Here is a 15,990-nt window from a genome sequence, read left to right as displayed (position 1 = left end):
GGGTGCGAACTCGCCTACAGGTAGGCAGAGTTGCAGGTCATAGGCTGTGATATAGTTCTGTTGCTTGATCTCTTCGCCCCTTGAGCTGCGGCATCAAGGGGGTGGGCTCTACGCCGCCAGAGGATGAATCAGAGCTCGAAGATTTATAAATCCATATCGTTAAATCGCAAGCCTGATTTCTTTTCGCGACGATGGCGCATTAGTGCCGGAGTGATTAGAAGTCGGGCTTTTCTTGTTTCTACACAGAGAAGGTTAGAAGCTCTACCCGAGAGTTAAACAATCAATGGAGGTGCTGGTGCGCGAATTTTTCACGCAGGTTGGGCAGACGGTCCGGTTCGCGATTGCCGACGAGTCCCGGACCGCCCGCCTGAAGTCCCTGATCACGACGACTGCCATCGTCGTAACCGTGGGCTACTACGTCCTGTTCGTTAGGTAGACGCGTTCTACGCCAGGACAACTTAAGAGCTCGTAACACGATCTCGCTGGCGTGCTGCGGCTGCTCGGGGTTGTTACGTAGGTTGCCGGTGCCGAGGTCGTTCACGGGCTACGCCGGAGTCATGCCGGGATGAAGCTCGGCCACCAGGGTGGGACGTTGCCCGCGCACAACGGGGCGGGGTAGGAGTGCGGCATGCCGAGCCAGGTGACAAGGAACCAGGTGAACCACAGGGTGAAGATGAGCCCTGCAGTCAGGGCTGTCCTGCGATGACGTTTTCCGAGGGTGCTGTGCAGGATCACCCACGGAACCGCAGCGGCGATCCATATGAGAGGCGCAAGAAACAGCAAGGTCATGCCATTGGTTACGCCGTTGCCGATGTCACAAGCAGCCCATGCACTCCCTATGGCAGGAGTGGATACCACCGCAGTCAGCCCACCGAAGAGGACACCGAGGCCAGTTCCTCTGAACCAGCGGCTCGGAGGAGTCGACGGCTCTGCTCCCATGATCGTCTCTCCTGCCTTGCCGTAGATGCGGAGAGTACCAACGCTCTGAAGCAGCCCACTGGGGCCCTGAACCTGCCCCGACGCCGGTCAGTCGTTCTTGGGCTTCCGAAGCCGTCGCCAGCAGAGGAGACTGCAGGCCAAGGAGACGAAGGCGTCGTGGAGTTCGGTGCGGCGTTCCCAGCGGACCGCGAGGCGTTTGAAGTGGTGGAGCAGGGCGAAGGTCTGCTCGACGACGTAGCGGAGCTTGCCCATGCCCTTGATGTTCGGGGCCCCCTTGCGGGAGATGACGGGCAGGATCCGTCGGCGACGTAATTCGGCGCGGTGGGCGTTGGAGTCGTAGCCCTTGTCGCCGAGCAGGGCTTCGGGCCTGCTGCGGGGCCGGCCGGGGCGGCCGGCGACGGGCGGGATGCCGTTGACCAGGGCGAGGGTCTGGGTGACGTCGTTGACGTTGGCCGCGGTGGTGATGACCTTGAGCGGGGTGCGACGGCCATCGCAGATCAGGTGGTGTTTGCTGCCCGTCTTCCGCCGGTCGACCGGCGACGGACCGGTGTCGGCGCTCCCTTTTTCGCGCGGATGTGAGAGCCGTCCACGCACGCACGTGACCAGTCGAGTTCGCCGGCCGCGTTCAGTTCCGCGAGCAGGATCCGGTGCAGCCGGTCGAAGACTCCTGCTTTCTGCTACCGGTCCAGGCGGCGCCAGCAGGTCTGTCCCGAGCCGAACCCCAGCTCCAGCGGCAGGAGCTGCCAGGCTATGTCGTTGTAGAGGACGTACAGGATTCCCTGGAGGCAGAACCGGTCCGCCACCGTCGTGGCCCCGGCGCCTTCTCCGACCACGGCGGCAGCAGCGATTCGATCAGCGCCCACAAGTCGTCGTCACGATCCACGGCCGGGTAGTCACACCCTCACGAACGGCCGAATCCTCACACCAGTCACGGCCAACCACGACTTTTCAGCAAGATCGTGTTACGAGCTCTAAGGCGTGATCCAGTTGGCCCATCCGAAGGTGAACTTGTATGCGGCGCGCGCTGCACCCCATCCTCGCTTGCCCGCCAGGAGGGCCACAACCAGAGCGACCACGAACAGCGCTGCGAAGGCTCCTGCGATGATCACCCCCGTCCCGGGGGACCAGACCACACTTACGAACACACTCGCCACGACCACAAGCATCAGGCCCACGTGCGCAATCGGCAGTTCCACCCGGAACACCTCGCGTATCGCAGCGCGCGATGCCCGCATATCCGTGTTGTAGCGGTCTCTCGCCACATCAGGATCGGCTTGCGGCCCTTCCGACCATCGCTGGTCCACCAGCCCTCCCCTTCTTCCCGCCCGTTCGGGAGAGCCTAGACCGCAACTCGTCCCTCAGACCCCAACCCACCACTCACCCCAACTCCCATCCCGTCCGCCGTCGACCCACATACCGTGGAGCGGGCGTGGTTCAGGGCGTCCAGGTGGAGCGCGCCACTGTACGAACGACCTGGACGCCCTGGGCCGCGTCTGCTCGGCTCTGCCTGGGTCGATGGTGGACGGGATGGGAGCAACCCGCTCATGCCACTACCGGCCCGCGGTCGGCGACGACGCCCCCTCCATCCCGGTGCCGGCCGATCCCCCGCCGGAGGCGATCGTCTGTGACCGCAGGTCGCATTGTGCGGTGCTCTCCTCATAGTCTTCGGCCCTACCCATCAGTGGGCGCGCGTCGGCGTAGCGCGGGCGGAGCGGGCCGAAGGCAGGAGCGGAGCCGGGAAGCGCGCCCCGGCGGAGCGGAGCGCAGCCGGGGCTTGAGCTGGCCCTTCCGTGTGTGCCACCGGTCGGCTGATGCGGCAGTCGGACAAAGCCGCTGGTGTGTGCCTCCGTCCGGCGCTGTTGCTGTCAGCCGTAGATGTCAGAGCTCGCGAGAGATCCACCGGTCGTCGAGGAACTCAAGGCGTGCGACCGCACTGCTTGCCCCACGTTCACAACAGACCATTTCGGCGGAGTTCTTCCCGACGCCGGCGGTCCGCATCAGCGCCGTTCTTGCCACGAGCTGCTCGCGCCCGCTTTCGCGGCTTGCGAGGGGGTTGTGCCTGGGCATCAAGTACCCGGTCGTACTTGTTCTCGCCACCCACACTCGACGGATCAACTGGGTCTCCGCCATGCAGGTTGTAAGCAACGAACCACTGGCTCACAGTCGCCCCTTGCCCTTGACGCTACCGGTCTCGGCATAGCGTCGGCCCTCTGAAGCTGGTGAAGGAACTCTACTCAGCGTGGTCGACGTGCGCCATGGCCTGCGGCGAAGGACGTCTGAGTCAACAGACATGGCCAGGACGCGGCAGCGTCGACCTTGGCGGATGCCTCTGAGGTGTGACTCCAACGAGCGGACGTAGTGGCACGTCTGTGGCACGGAGCCCGGAACGGTGAAGGGCCAGCCTGGGTGAGGAAACCCCTCCTGAGCTGGCCCTTCTGTCCGTGCCCCCGGCAGGATTCGAACCTGCGACACCCGCTTTAGGAGAGCGGTGCTCTATCCCCTGAGCTACGAAGGCGTGGCCGGCGGTCAAGCCGTGCCGTGAGCGTCCTGGTCGGTGGCCGCGGACCCGCTCAGGGGGCAGCGGCGCCCGCCGGGGCGCTCGATCCACAGGGTACCGGATCAGCGTCCGGGCGGGTGGGGGACGGTGAGGGGAGCCCCTGTCCCGAGCCCCAGCCGGACCGCCTCGCCCCGCCCCGCCCCGACTCACCCGGACGGCCTCAGAGCTTCCGGGCCACCCCTCCGAACATCGCCACCTCCGCCGGAACCTCACCGGAGCCCTCGTCCGGGCGCCACCGGTTGCAGGACACCACCCCCGGCTCCAGCAGCTCGAGCCCCTCGAAGAAGCGGGACACCGCCCCGGGTGTCCTCTGCGTCAGCTTCGGGGTGCCGTTCTCGTTCCAGAACGCCACCGCCGCGTCCACGTCCGGCATGTCCGGGCGGGTGATCGTGTGGGAGAGGACGAGGTGGCTGCCCGACGGCAGGCGGTCCATCAGGCGGCGCACCACCCCGTACGCCTCCCCGTCGTCCTCGATGAAGATGACCACGCCCAGCAGGACCAGGGCGACGGGCTTGCCGAAGTCCAGTGTCTTCGCGGCCTGTTCGAAAATCTCGTCGATGTTGCGCAGGTCCTCGTCGAGGTACGCCGTGCTGCCCTCCGGCGTGCTGGTGAGCAGCGCCTCCGCGTGCGCCAGCACGATGGGGTCGTTGTCGACGTAGACGACCCGCGATTCGGGCGCGACGCGTTGCGCCACCTCGTGCGTGTTGTCGGCCGTGGGCAGACCCGTGCCGATGTCCAGGAACTGGCGGATCCCGCACTGCCCGGCCAGGTACCGCACCGCGCGGCCGAGGAACTGCCGGTCGGCCAGGGCGTAGTCGCCGATGCCGGGGTGCAGCTTACGGATCTGGTCGCCGGCGGCCTGGTCGACCGGGTAGTTGTCCTTGCCGCCCAGCCAGTAGTTCCAGATGCGGGCGGTGTGCGGCTGGTCGGTCCTGATGCGCTTGCGCGCCTCCAGCGATGCCGCGGATATCTCCGTCACTACGTCCTCCCAAAGCTGGCCGGCAGCTGTCAAGGAGCAACCTAGCGGGGGGAGTTGTAAGGGAAAGGTCAGCCCCTGGCCCGGTTACCGGGGCGACGTGCGCGTCACCCTCACCCGGTACTCGTCCTCGCCCCCCGCCAGCACCGCCACCCGTACCCCCTCCCCCCGGTCCACGAAGTCCTGCCCCGGCTTGAACGTCGCGTCCGACAGTTCCGCGTGCACGTTGGGCGCCCGGGTGCAGCCGCCGCTGTCCCGGGTCGCGTCGTGCACGGTGATCGGGCCCATGCCCGTGTCCACGTCCGCGTCGACCCGGTAGACCAGGACGCCCGGCCGGCACACCGCCTCGTCGTTCCCGTCGCGGGTGCGCAGCTCGACCGCGTACCCGGAGTGCGCGTCGAGCGGGATGAAGAGCAGCTTGGGGCCGCCCGCGCGGGCCAGCGGCGTCAGGACGTACTCCCGTGAGCCCCGCTCGGCCACGCAGCTCACCTGGGAGGCGTCCAGCCAGCCCAGCTTCCATTTGTGCCAGGCGAGGAAGTCGTTGTTGGCGCCCCAGTCCTCGCTCATGATGTCCCAGTGGCCGACAGCGCCGCCGCCCTCGGCGGTGTAGAGGTCGGGCAGGCCGAAGACGTGGCCGTTCTCGTGGGGCAGGACGCGGTAGCCGGTGCGGTCGTAGGAGCCGGAGCCGTCGTCCTGGCGGGAGTAGACGAACGAGGCGTTGGAGACGGGCCGGCCGTCCGCGATGGGGGCCTCGTCGTTGCCGGCGAAGGTGACGGACAGGACGGTGTCCAGGGCGGCGGGGCCTGCGTTGGGGGTGACGAGGACGTTGACCAGGTCGTACGCCTGGAAGTCCACCTCAGGGTCGGCCACGGAGACGATGTCGCGGATCAGCTCCCGGTAGCCGGGGTCGAAGGGGGCGCCGCGCTCTATGCCGTACTGGCGGAAGGACTTGGGCATGCGCAGCCACTCGGGGACGGGCAGTTCGGGGCGGTAGTCGAGGCGGCCGTAGGAGCTGGTGGTGAACCAGTCGCGGGTCTGCGGGAAGAACTCGCGGTAGCGGTCCAGGGCGTCGCCGTCGCCGGGTGCGTCCGAGAAGTCGATCATCAGGGTGAGGGCGCGGACCGTGCCGGTGGAGCGGGTGTAGCCGGGGTCCGTGGGGATGCCCTCGGACATCTGGACCTCGCGGTCGCTGCCGATCATGCACGGGCCGTGGGGGGAACTGCGGGAGAGGGCGCTCGGGCCGGCGCCGGGGGCGGTGGTGGCGGGGGAGAGGTGGCCGCTTCCGGCCGAGCTGCAGACCGCGAGGGTGAGGGCGGCGACGGAGCCCAGGGCGGCCAGGCGGCGCGGGGATATCCGGCCTCGGCTCGGCTGCGGCTGCATGGGGGACCTCCGCTCCGCACGGCAGCCGCCGTCTCCGACTGCACCCTCGTGATCACCCTGCGTCACGGGTCAGGGGTGCGCCCGCCGGGTGGTCCGATCGTGGGGGTCACCGGACGCTAGAAAGTGACCTGAGTCACATCAAAAACTTCCCGGGCGGGAAATAACCGGGGATCGTCTCCCCGTTTACGCCTGTGTCCGCACGATCCGGGGACGCAATCCCCGGATGCGACGCGGGCGAAGAACAGACGTCAGAGCAACACCCCGAGGAGTGCACCGTGACCGCGACGACCGAGACCCCCGTGACGCGCAAGGCGCCCCGGCCCCGCGCCGACGCCCTGCGCAACCGGGAGCGGATCGTCGCCGCCGCCCGTCTGATGTTCGTCGAGTTCGGGTGCGAGGTGCCGCTCGACGAGGTCGCCCGCCGGGCCGGCGTCGGCAATGCCACGGTGTACCGCAACTTCCCGGACCGCGACGCGCTCGTGCGCGAGGTCGTCTGCTCCGTCATGGACCGTACGGTGCGGGCGGCCGAGCAGGCGCTGAACGAGACCGGGGACGCCTTCGAGGCGCTGGAGCGCTTCGCGCACGCGGCCGCCGACGAGCGGATCAGCGCGCTCTGCCCGATGATCTCCAGCACCTTCGACCAGAGCCATCCCGACCTGGAGGATGCGCGGCGGCGCGTCGAGAGCCTCGTCGTCCAGCTGATGGACCGTGCCCGGGCGGCCGGCCAGCTGCGGGACGACGTGGAGTACGGCGACCTGCTGGTGGGTGTCGCGCAGCTGAGCCGGCCCCCGGCCGGCACCGGCTGCATGAGCGCCGACCGCTTCGTCCACCGCCATCTCCAGCTGTTCCTGGACGGGATGCGGGCGCCCGCCCCCTCCGTCCTGCCGGGTTCGGCCGTGACCGTGGAGGACCTGCGCCGCTGAGCCACTCCTGACACCCGCAGGCCGCCCGTCCTGATCACGGGCACCGGCACCGACGGCCGTCGACGGGGACGCGCCGTTGGCCGAACACGCCCGATTTTTCGTTACTCACCCATTCATTCCGTTACACGTCCCGAAGTGGGTACCTCCATGTCTGAAACAGTGTCCCCGGCCGGAAAGGCCCCGGGTCGCGCCGACGCCGGCGGCCCGGACGCCAACCGCTGGAAAGCGCTCGTCTTCATCGCGATCGCCCAGCTGATGGTCGTCCTGGACGCCACCATCGTGAACATCGCCCTGCCCTCCGCCCAGCAGGACCTGGGCATCTCGGACGGCAACCGCCAGTGGGTGGTCACCGCCTACGCCCTGGCCTTCGGCGGACTGCTGCTGTTCGGCGGACGGATCGCCGACCTGTGGGGACGCAAGCGGGCCTTCGTGGTCGGTCTCGGCGGCTTCGCGCTGGCGTCCGCGCTGGGCGGCGCGGCCACCAACGAGGCGATGATGTTCGGCGCCCGCGCGCTCCAGGGCGCGTTCGGCGCGCTGCTCGCGCCCGCCGCGCTGTCGCTGCTCGCGGTGATGTTCACCGACGGCAAGGAGCGCGCGAAGGCGTTCGGCATCTACGGCGCGATCGCCGGCGGCGGCGGCGCCGTCGGCCTGATCCTCGGCGGCTTCCTCACCGAGTACCTGGACTGGCGCTGGACGTTCTTCGTGAACATCCCGTTCGCCGTGATCGCCGCGGCCGGCGCGTACTTCGTCATCCGTGAGCCCGCGGGCGGCCGCAACCGCTCCCCGCTGGACGTCCCCGGCGTGGTCCTGTCCACCCTGGGCCTGGTCGCGCTGGTCTACGGCTTCACCCGCGCCGAGTCCGAGGGCTGGAGCGACACCGTCACGATCGCGATGTTCGTCGCCTCGGCCGTGCTGCTCGCCGCGTTCGTGGCCGTCGAGGCGCGGGTCAAGGCGCCGCTGCTGCCGCTGCGCGTGATCACCGAGCGCAACCGCGGCGGGGTCTACCTGTCGCTGGGCCTGGCCATCATCGCGATGTTCGGCCTGTTCCTCTTCCTCACCTACTACCTCCAGGTCGTGAAGGGCTACTCGCCGGTCAAGACCGGCTTCGCCTTCCTGCCGATGATCGCGGGCATGATCACTGGCTCCACGCAGATAGGCACCCGGCTGATGACCCGGGTCGCGCCGCGGCTGCTGATGGGCCCCGGCTTCCTGGTCGCGGCGGTCGGCATGCTGCTGCTGACCCAGCTGGAGATCGGCACCTCGTACGCGGCCGTGCTGCTGCCCGGCATGCTGCTGCTCGGACTCGGCATGGGTACGGCGTTCATGCCGGCCATGTCGCTGGCCACCCTGGGCGTCGAACCGCGTGACTCCGGTGTCGCCTCCGCGATGGTGAACACCTCGCAGCAGGTGGGCGGCGCGATCGGCACGGCCCTGCTGAACACGATCGCCGCCTCCGCCACCACCGCCTACGTCGCCGACCACATCGGCGGCGCCTCGGGCCGGGCCCAGCAGCAGCTGGTCCAGCTCCAGGGGCAGGTGCAGGGCTACACCAGCGCCATCTGGTTCGCGGTCGGGATCCTGGTGGCGGCCGCGGTCATCGCCCTGACCCTGATCAACGCGGGCCGTCCGGGCGCCACGGCGGTCGCCGGGTCCTCCGACGCGGCCGCGGAGAACGAGGCGGCCGTGCCGGTGGCCATGCACTGATCCACGGGCCCGCCTCCCGGAGCCATCCGCGCGGGAGGGGAAGGGGACGCCCCTTCCGAGCGGTTCCGAAGGACCTGCCCCGGCTTCCGCGGCGTCAGCGGAGCCAGGGCAGGTCCGCACCCGCTTCGCTCGGCTGAAGTCCCTCGGCGACGATCCCCATGATCTCGCCGAGGGACTTCTGCTGTTCCGGGGTGAGCCGGTCGAACACCGCCTGCCGTACGGCGTCGACATGGCCGGGCGCGTGGCGGCGCAGCACGTCCGTGCCCTCGTCGGTGAGCACGGCGAACTGGCCGCGCTTGTCGGAGGGACAGTCCTCGCGGCGGACCCAGCCGTTCTTCTCCAGGCGCGCGACCGCGTGCGACAGGCGCGAGCGGGTGATCTTGGCGTCCTTCGCCAGCTCCGTCATCCGCAGCCGCCGGCGGGGCGCCTCGGCCAGCTTGACCAGCAGGCCGTAGTAGACGTGCGGCATGCCCGCGTCCCGCTGGAGCTGACGGTCGAGGTGGTCCTCCAGAAGCGTGGTGGCGTCGACGTACGCACGCCAGACGCGCTGTTCCTCGTCGGTGAGCCAGCGAGGCTCCCCGGCGGCTGCCGAAGATGCGGGTGCCGTGTTCATGTCTCCACTGTACGGGCGCTCTCCTTGAAGGTTAAACAAATGAGGGGTACAGTCGTCAGTGGAAGTTGAGACTTCAAGTAGATGTTTCCAGGAGACGCTCGCGAAGGAAGGAGTCGCCGTCATGACCGCCGCCACTCAGGAGCGCATGCCGGCGCTCTACCTCAGCCACGGCGCCCCGCCCCTGGCCGACGACCCCGTCTGGCCCGGCGAGCTGGCCGCCTGGTCCGCGGGCCTGCCCCGCCCCAAGGCGATCCTCGTCGTCTCCGCCCACTGGGAGGAGGCGCCGCTCGCCCTCGGCGCCACCGGGACCGTCCCCCTGGTCTACGACTTCTGGGACTTCCCCGAGCACTACTACCGGGTGACCTACCCTGCCCCCGGCGCCCCCGAGCTCGCCGACTCCGTGCGCAAGCTGCTGCGCGCCCCCGGCACCCCCGTCCAGGACGTCCCCGACCGGGGCCTGGACCACGGCGCCTACGTCCCGCTCGTCGAGATGTACCCGGACGCCGACATCCCCGTCCTCCAGGTGTCCATGCCGACCCTCGACCCCGTGAGGCTGATGGAGATCGGCCGCCGCCTCGCCCCCCTACGGGACGAGGGCGTGCTGATCGTCGGCTCCGGCTTCTTCACCCACAACCTCGCCGCGCTGCGCCAGGGCGGCATCCCCGCCTGGTCGGCCGAGTTCGACGCGTGGGGCAGGGAGGCGCTCCAGGCGCGGGACGTGGACGCGCTGCTCGACTTCACCCGCAAGTCCCCCGCGGGCCGGCTCGCCCACCCGCGCACCGAGCACTTCGCCCCGCTCTTCGTCACCATGGGCGCCGCCGACGCGGCAGGCGATCTCGGGGAACAGAAGTCCGTGATCGACGGTTTCTGGATGGGGCTGGCCAAGCGGTCGGTGCAGTTCGGCTGAGACCCCCCCCGCGGGTCCGGAGCCGTGATGACCGGGGGTCACGCCCGCCGCGTCACAGCTCCTTCTCGTGCCAGGCCACGTCCCACCAGCAGCCGAACTTGTGACCCACCTCGCGGTACGTGCCGACGTACCGGAAGCCGAACCGCTCGTGCAGCCGCGTCGAGGCGGCGTTCGGCTGGGCGATGCCCGCGTAGGCGCGGTGGAGCCCCTCGTCCGCGAGGGCGTCGAAAAGAGCCCGGTAGAGCAGGGTGCCGATGCCGCGCCGGCCGGCGTCGGGGGCGACGTACACCGTCGTCTCAACGGACGTCGCGTAGGCGGGTTTCGCGCGGAACGGGCTCGACGAGGCGTACCCGAGGACCCGGCCGGACCCGGCGTCCGTGGCAACCATCAGGCGGTGGGGGCCGTCTACAGGGTGGGAGAGCAGCCAGGGGCGTCGCTCCGCCGGAGTGAACGGCGTGGTGTCGAACGTGACGGCCGTCTCACGTACGTAGTGGTTGTAGAGGTCGGTGAGGGCCACGAGGTCACCCTCGTCCCCCGGCCTGACCTGCACCTCTGCGTGATCCGACGGCATCGCACCTCCTGCGTGGCCGGACAGGGTACTGCATGATCAGAAAAATCGGGGGACGGGTTGGGAATTCTGTCCTGATTCCAGTCGTTGTTTCCTACGGATGCGGGCACCCGACCAGAGTCCGGAAGAGACCTGAAGACCGTGCCGAGTGTCCGCAGGACCACCCGCTGACCTCACCATCGCAAGGGAGCACGCATGGCAACCCGTGCCGTCGCCCGTCGTCAGTCCGCCTCCGGCGAGACGGTCGACTCGGCAAGCAGTGTTCGCGCCCATGGCGGCGAGATCGCCGACCGCGACCTGGTCGGCATGTACCTCGACGAGATCGCGCGCACGCCGCTGCTCGACGCCGCCAAGGAGGTCGAGCTGTCACAGATCATCGAAGCGGGTGTGTTCGCACAGCAGATCCTCGACGGGCGCGAGGAGAACAAGGTGGGAGCCACCCCGGAGGAGCTCCAGGCCCTGGTCGACGCCAGCGAGCGGGCGAAGGACGTCTTCATCCGTTCCAACCTCCGCCTGGTCGTCGCCGTCGCCCGGCGGTACCCGCGCAGCGGTCTGCCGCTGCTCGACCTGATCCAGGAGGGCAACGCCGGCCTGGTCCGCGCGGTCGAGAAGTTCGACTACCGCAAGGGCTTCAAGTTCTCGACGTACGCCACCTGGTGGATCCGGCAGGCCATCACCCGGTCCATAGCCGACCAGTCGCGCACGATCCGTCTGCCCGTCCACCTGGTGGAGGAGCTGGGTCGGATACGCCGTGTGCAGCGCGAGTTCAACCGTGAGCACGGCCGTGACGCCGAGCCCGCGGAGATCGCCGCCGAGCTCGGCTCCACGCCGGAGCGCGTCACCGACGTGCTCGACTGGGCGCGCGACCCGGTGTCGCTGAACATGTCGGTGGACGACGAGGGCGAGACGCAGTTCGGCGACCTTCTGGAGGACACCTCGGCGGTGTCGCCCGAGCAGTCCGTGATGACGCTGCTGCGCAGCGAGGAGCTCGACGACCTGATCGGCCGCCTCGACCAGCGCACGGCCTCCATCATCAAGATGCGCTACGGCATCGAGGACGGCCGCGAGCGCACGCTGACCGAGGTCGGCAAGGAGCACGGCCTGACGCGCGAGCGCATCCGCCAGATCGAGAAGCACGCGCTGCTGGAGCTGAAGAAGCTGGCCCGTTCCACCGGGTTCGACGCGGCGGCGTGACGGGAGCGTCCGTCCGCCGGCGCGGCGGCCGGTCCCCGCGTGCGCGCGTCGGCCGTCCCGAGTGACGGCCGTGCCGCGCGCGGTCGCGTGAGGGGCGCGGGCCGCGTGCGCCGGGTGGCGGAAGACCGCGCAAACATGGCTGTTCCCCGCCGCTTCAACCCGGCGGGGCCAGGGAACAAGACGTGAGAACCCAGCAGTCGGAAAGCTTCGGGGCCTCGGGCCCCGGGCCGACCCACGCGCCACGTCCCGACGCACCACCCCCCCGGCGCCGGGACTTCCCAGGCCGGGTCCGGCGCCTGTCCCCCCGGGCGCCGGGCCCGGCTTTCCCTTTGCGCCTACAGCGGGTCACCCCGGACCTGAACCCCGGGGTGGCCCGCCAGATGGCAGATTGTGCCACATGGGCATAGCCTGCCGAACGTGAGCAGCACCACCCCGACGCCGCCCCCGCCGTTCCCCGAAGACCCGGCCGCCGACGGCTCGTTGACCGAACGGCGCAAGGCGCAGACCCGCATCCACATCGCCCGTACCGCCGCCGGGCTCTTCGTCCGGGACGGCCTGCGCGCCACCCGCGCCGAGGACATCGCCCACGCGGCCGGTGTCGCCCCGCGCACCTTCTACCGGTACTTCCCCACCAAGGAGGAGGCCATCGGCCCCCTCTACGCGCTCGGCGCCCGGCGCTGGGTGGACGCGGTCCGCACCGCCCCCGCCGGTACGCCCCTGCCGCGCGTGCTCGAGGAGGCGGCGCGGCACACCCTCACTCCCGGGCTCGGGGTCGCCGAGGAGTCCTGGAGCTGGGTCCGCACCCTCATCCGGCTCGCGGCGGACAACCCGGCCCTGGGCAGGGTGTGGGCGGAGGCCTGCCGGGCCTCCGAACGGGACCTGGCGGAGGCGCTGGCCCACCGGCTGACCGAGGGCCAGCCCCCGCGGCCGGACGCCGACGTCTCCGCCCGCACCCGCCTGTGCTTCGCCGCGGCCGTCGCGAGCGCCGCCGTCCGCACCGCCATGGAGAACTGGGCGGCGGTCGACGGCCCCGCGGAGGGCCCGCACGGCCCCGCGGAGTTGGCGACCGCCAACCTGGCCGCGCTACGGGACTTCCCCTGGGACGCGGTGGTACGAGTGCGGGGGCAGTGAGGGGCACGGAGCACGGGTCGGGCGCGGGGCGTTGACGGCGGGGGCACCGCGAGCGAAGGGTGCGGGCGACGCGCGGCGGGCGTGGGCGTTGGTGGTGCGGGCGCGGGGTGTGGCGGCGGGGGCGCCGTGAGCGATGGCGTGGGTGACGCGGGTGTCGAAGGGGGGCGGGCGCGGGGCGTTGGCGGTGCCGGCGCGAGGTGTTGGCGGCGGGGCGCCGCGATCGTGTGGCGTGGGCGTTGACGGTGTGCGCACCGGCTCGGGCGGGCGCGCGCCGGTGCCGCGGCAGGCACCGTTGGGGGCGCGCGGTCGCGCCGGCGCGGGGGCGGGGACAGGCACGCCGTGCGGGGAGGGGACCGGCGTGCCCGGGGCGCCGGGGAGTTACTCCACGGCGCCCGCCGCTTCCGTCAGCCGCGTGCCCAACGCCCGCGCCGCCTCCGCCAGTTCCGGCGGGTCCTGGACGGTGAAGGCGTGCCCCGTCATGGCCAGGCGTACCGCCATCCAGTCCTTCGGGCCGCTCACCGTCGCCCGCAGCCGGCAGCTGTCCTCGTCCAGCGGCTCGGGCGCGCCCATCCAGGGCGGGAGCCGCGACGCGACCGTCGCGGCGGGCGCGGAGAACGTGACGGCGATCTCGTAGGAGTCGAGCGCGCGGTTCACGGACCGCCGCAGGAACTCCGCGGCGCTGCCCGTCGGCAGTTCGCGCGGGCTGAAGCGGGCGCCGGTGGCGAAGGGGTCGCTGACCCGGTCGACGCGGAAGGTGCGCCAGTCCGCGCGGTCGAGGTCGTAGGCGACCAGGTACCAGCGGCGGCCGGTGGACACCAGCCGGTGCGGTTCGGTCAGGCGCCGGGACTCGGTGCCGTCGGCGGCGCGGTAGGAGAACCGCAGCCGTTCGTGCCCGGCCACCGTGGACGCCATCACCGTGAGCGTCTCCGGGGCGATGGTCGGGCCGTCCCCGCTGGTGAGCGGGGTCGTCGCGGCCTGGAGCACGCTCACGCGGTGCCGCAGCCTGCCGGGCAGCACCTGCTCCAGCTTCGCCAGGGCCCGCACCGACGCCTCGTCCACACCCTCCAGGGCGTGCCCGGCGCCGGCCCGCAGGCCGACCGCGATGGCGACCGCCTCCTCGTCGTCCAGCACCAGCGGCGGCATCGCCTTCCCCGCGACCAGCCGGTAGCCGCCGTCCGACCCCATCGTCGCCTGCACGGGATAGCCGAGGTCCCGCAGCCGCTCGATGTCCCGCCGGACCGTGCGCCGGGAGACACCGAGCCGGTCGGCCAGCTCGCCGCCGGGCCATTCTCGGGGTGTCTGGAGGAGGGAGAGCAACTGGAGCAGCCGTGCCGGGGTGTCCGTCGTCATGCGTCGAGGATGCCTCACCATTAGGACGGGATCCGACCTACTGGGGTTCTAGCGTCACGGACATGCACTCCACCGACATCGCTCACGCACCGACACCGGAGCCCGCCCAGGGCGACCGCCGGCGCTGGTTCGCGCTGGCCATCGTGATGACCGCGGCCTTCATGGACCTCGTCGACGTCACCATCGTCAACATCGCCGTCCCGTCGATCCAGCGCGACGAGGGCGCCACCTTCAGCCAGATCCAGTGGATCACCGCCGGCTACGCGCTCGCCTTCGCCGCCGGGCTGGTCACCGGCGGACGCCTCGGCGACATCCACGGCCGCAAGCGCGTCTTCCTCGTCGGCATCGGCGGCTTCACCGTCGCCTCCGCCCTGTGCGGGCTCGCCGTGAACCCCGAGATGCTGGTCGCCTCCCGCATCCTCCAGGGCGCCATGGCCGCGCTGATGGTGCCGCAGGTGCTGTCGATCGTCCACGCCACCTTCCCCGCTCACGAACGAGGCAAGGTGTTCGGCCTGTTCGGCGCGATCGTCGGACTCGGCGCGGTCTCCGGACCGCTGCTCGGCGCGCTGCTGACGGAGTGGAACCTGTTCGGCCTGGAGTGGCGGCCCATCTTCCTGATCAACCTGCCCGTGGGGGTCGCCGCCCTCATCCTCGGCAGCCGTTTCATCACCGAGTCCAAGGCGCCCCGCGCGTTGAAGCTCGACCTGCCCGGCGTCGCCCTCGTCACCCTCGCCCTGCTGATGCTGCTCTACCCGCTCACCCGCGGCCGCGAGCTGGGCTGGCCGGTGTGGGGCCACGTGTCGATGGCGGGCGCGCTCGTCGTGTTCGCGGCCCTGGTGGCGTACGAGCGGGCCAAGGGCGCGCGGGACGGCTCCCCGCTGATCGAGCTGTCGCTGTTCCGGGTGAAGAGCTTCGCGGCGGGCATCGCCGTCCAGACGGTGTTCGGCGTCGGACTCGGCGTGTTCTTCCTGGTCTGGACGCTGTACATGCAGATAGGGCTGGGCTGGAGCGCGCTGCGCGCCGGCCTGACGGGCGTGCCGTTCTCCGTCGCGGTGTCGGTGGCCGCCGGGGTGTCCGTGCAGCAGCTCGTCCCGCGCTTCGGCCGCAAGGTGCTCCAGGCGGGCGCCCTGGTCATGGCGGCCGGCGTGCTGATCTACCTGGTGGAGGCCGACCACTACGGGCTCGGCATCACCTCCTGGCAGATGGCGCTCCCGCTGGCCGTCATGGGCGTCGGCATGGGCCTCGTCGTGGCCCCGCTGACCGACGCGGTGCTGTCCGAGGTGCCGCGCGAGCACGCCGGTTCGGCGTCGGGACTCATCAACACCGTGCAGCAGATGGGCAACGCGCTCGGCCTCGGTCTGGTCTCCGTGGTGTTCTTCGGAGTCATCGACGAGGAGCTCGCGCCCGCCGAGGTGGGCCCCGCCTTCGTGGACGGCTTCACCCATGCCCTGGGCTGGGTGGCGGCGGTGCTCGGCGCGATCTTCCTGCTGATGTTCGCCCTGCCGAAGCGGCCGGCGCAGCACGTCGAGGGCGCCGCGGGCGCCGCGGAGACGCCGGCGGCGGGGGAGAAGGAGCCGGAGCTGGTGCCCTGACGCGCCCGCCCTGACGTGCCAGAGCCCGGAAACGGGCATGACCGGACGCCCGGTCATGCCCATTTCCGGGCTGTGACTGTTTACTTTCCGGACATCCCGACGTAGCCTCCCAGCGAAATCACACGTTCGGACACGGACGCGCCCACGAAGGTGAGC

At 70.6% G+C, this 15,990-nt stretch carries 13 protein-coding genes, 1 tRNA gene and 1 pseudogene; 7 read left to right on the top strand and 8 right to left on the bottom strand.

Going from position 1 to position 15,990, the window contains the following annotated elements:
* The first annotated feature begins 283 nt into the window (after positions 1-283).
* Positions 284-436, top strand: a complete 153-nt coding sequence (locus tag MTR79_RS30650) for a hypothetical protein (protein WP_244792554.1) — start codon at positions 284-286, stop codon at positions 434-436.
* 590 nt (positions 437-1,026) lie between these two features.
* Here MTR79_RS30650 and MTR79_RS30645 read toward each other — a convergent pair.
* The 5 genes and pseudogenes from MTR79_RS30645 to MTR79_RS30625 all read right to left on the bottom strand — a co-directional run bounded on the left by MTR79_RS30645 (position 1,027) and on the right by MTR79_RS30625 (position 5,852).
* A pseudogene (locus MTR79_RS30645) lies at positions 1,027-1,822 on the bottom strand (IS5 family transposase).
* Between the two features lie 88 nt (positions 1,823-1,910).
* Positions 1,911-2,243: a hypothetical protein gene (locus MTR79_RS30640; RefSeq protein ID WP_244792552.1), complete on the bottom strand. Its 333-nt coding sequence runs from the start codon at positions 2,241-2,243 to the stop codon at positions 1,911-1,913.
* A 1,138-nt stretch (positions 2,244-3,381) separates the two neighbouring features.
* Positions 3,382-3,454 (bottom strand) — tRNA-Arg (locus MTR79_RS30635).
* Positions 3,455-3,656: 202 nt separating this feature from the next.
* Positions 3,657-4,475: an SAM-dependent methyltransferase gene (locus MTR79_RS30630; protein ID WP_114874319.1), complete on the bottom strand. Its 819-nt coding sequence runs from the start codon at positions 4,473-4,475 to the stop codon at positions 3,657-3,659.
* 84 nt (positions 4,476-4,559) lie between these two features.
* The gene (locus MTR79_RS30625; RefSeq protein ID WP_244792550.1) at positions 4,560-5,852 is read right to left on the bottom strand and encodes a M6 family metalloprotease domain-containing protein; all 1,293 of its coding nucleotides are present in this window, start codon (positions 5,850-5,852) and stop codon (positions 4,560-4,562) included.
* Between the two features lie 275 nt (positions 5,853-6,127).
* Here MTR79_RS30625 and MTR79_RS30620 point away from each other — a divergent pair, with 275 nt between their 5' ends.
* On the top strand, positions 6,128-6,775 hold the full coding sequence (locus tag MTR79_RS30620) for a TetR/AcrR family transcriptional regulator (RefSeq protein WP_048457430.1): 648 nt from the start codon (positions 6,128-6,130) through the stop codon (positions 6,773-6,775).
* A gap of 147 nt (positions 6,776-6,922) precedes the next feature.
* Complete coding sequence (locus MTR79_RS30615) at positions 6,923-8,479, top strand: MFS transporter (RefSeq protein WP_175448641.1); 1,557 nt, start codon at positions 6,923-6,925, stop codon at positions 8,477-8,479.
* 94 nt (positions 8,480-8,573) lie between these two features.
* Here the strand turns inward: MTR79_RS30615 and MTR79_RS30610 are convergent, their stop codons facing one another.
* Complete coding sequence (locus MTR79_RS30610) at positions 8,574-9,092, bottom strand: MarR family transcriptional regulator (RefSeq protein WP_086703154.1); 519 nt, start codon at positions 9,090-9,092, stop codon at positions 8,574-8,576.
* A 145-nt stretch (positions 9,093-9,237) separates the two neighbouring features.
* Here MTR79_RS30610 and MTR79_RS30605 point away from each other — a divergent pair, with 145 nt between their 5' ends.
* The gene (locus MTR79_RS30605) at positions 9,238-9,999 is read left to right on the top strand and encodes a class III extradiol ring-cleavage dioxygenase (protein WP_244793340.1); all 762 of its coding nucleotides are present in this window, start codon (positions 9,238-9,240) and stop codon (positions 9,997-9,999) included.
* Positions 10,000-10,051: 52 nt separating this feature from the next.
* Here the strand turns inward: MTR79_RS30605 and MTR79_RS30600 are convergent, their stop codons facing one another.
* The gene (locus MTR79_RS30600; RefSeq protein WP_244792548.1) at positions 10,052-10,570 is read right to left on the bottom strand and encodes a GNAT family N-acetyltransferase; all 519 of its coding nucleotides are present in this window, start codon (positions 10,568-10,570) and stop codon (positions 10,052-10,054) included.
* 192 nt (positions 10,571-10,762) lie between these two features.
* Here MTR79_RS30600 and MTR79_RS30595 point away from each other — a divergent pair, with 192 nt between their 5' ends.
* Complete coding sequence (locus tag MTR79_RS30595; protein ID WP_037640090.1) at positions 10,763-11,761, top strand: sigma-70 family RNA polymerase sigma factor; 999 nt, start codon at positions 10,763-10,765, stop codon at positions 11,759-11,761.
* A gap of 417 nt (positions 11,762-12,178) precedes the next feature.
* The gene (locus tag MTR79_RS30590) at positions 12,179-12,892 is read left to right on the top strand and encodes a TetR family transcriptional regulator (RefSeq protein ID WP_244792546.1); all 714 of its coding nucleotides are present in this window, start codon (positions 12,179-12,181) and stop codon (positions 12,890-12,892) included.
* A 378-nt stretch (positions 12,893-13,270) separates the two neighbouring features.
* Here the strand turns inward: MTR79_RS30590 and MTR79_RS30580 are convergent, their stop codons facing one another.
* Positions 13,271-14,242, bottom strand: coding sequence for a YafY family protein (locus MTR79_RS30580; RefSeq protein WP_086703194.1), 972 nt, complete (start codon positions 14,240-14,242; stop codon positions 13,271-13,273).
* 62 nt (positions 14,243-14,304) lie between these two features.
* Here MTR79_RS30580 and MTR79_RS30575 point away from each other — a divergent pair, with 62 nt between their 5' ends.
* Entirely contained in the window at positions 14,305-15,834 is a 1,530-nt protein-coding gene (locus MTR79_RS30575; protein WP_244792544.1) for an MFS transporter, read from the top strand.
* The last annotated feature ends 156 nt before the right edge of the window (positions 15,835-15,990 follow it).

It is taken from the genome of Streptomyces sp. BJ20 (assembly GCF_022869105.1).
Taxonomy (GTDB): Bacteria; Actinomycetota; Actinomycetes; order Streptomycetales; family Streptomycetaceae; genus Streptomyces; species Streptomyces griseoincarnatus.
The sequence above is the reverse complement of the archived record's forward strand: the minus strand, read 5'-3'. Positions and strand labels throughout refer to the sequence as shown.

What these genes read in the sequence shown, in the direction of transcription:
- MTR79_RS30610 (WP_086703154.1), bottom strand. Translation starts at nt 9,092, where the DNA reads ATGAACACGGCACCCGCATCTTCGGCAGCCGCCGGGGAGCCTCGCTGG.
- MTR79_RS30650 (WP_244792554.1), top strand. Translation starts at nt 284, where the DNA reads ATGGAGGTGCTGGTGCGCGAATTTTTCACGCAGGTTGGGCAGACGGTC.
- MTR79_RS30600 (WP_244792548.1), bottom strand. Translation starts at nt 10,570, where the DNA reads ATGCCGTCGGATCACGCAGAGGTGCAGGTCAGGCCGGGGGACGAGGGT.
- MTR79_RS30595 (WP_037640090.1), top strand. Translation starts at nt 10,763, where the DNA reads ATGGCAACCCGTGCCGTCGCCCGTCGTCAGTCCGCCTCCGGCGAGACG.
- MTR79_RS30575 (WP_244792544.1), top strand. Translation starts at nt 14,305, where the DNA reads ATGCACTCCACCGACATCGCTCACGCACCGACACCGGAGCCCGCCCAG.
- MTR79_RS30615 (WP_175448641.1), top strand. Translation starts at nt 6,923, where the DNA reads ATGTCTGAAACAGTGTCCCCGGCCGGAAAGGCCCCGGGTCGCGCCGAC.
- MTR79_RS30625 (WP_244792550.1), bottom strand. Translation starts at nt 5,852, where the DNA reads ATGCAGCCGCAGCCGAGCCGAGGCCGGATATCCCCGCGCCGCCTGGCC.
- MTR79_RS30580 (WP_086703194.1), bottom strand. Translation starts at nt 14,242, where the DNA reads ATGACGACGGACACCCCGGCACGGCTGCTCCAGTTGCTCTCCCTCCTC.
- MTR79_RS30605 (WP_244793340.1), top strand. Translation starts at nt 9,238, where the DNA reads ATGCCGGCGCTCTACCTCAGCCACGGCGCCCCGCCCCTGGCCGACGAC.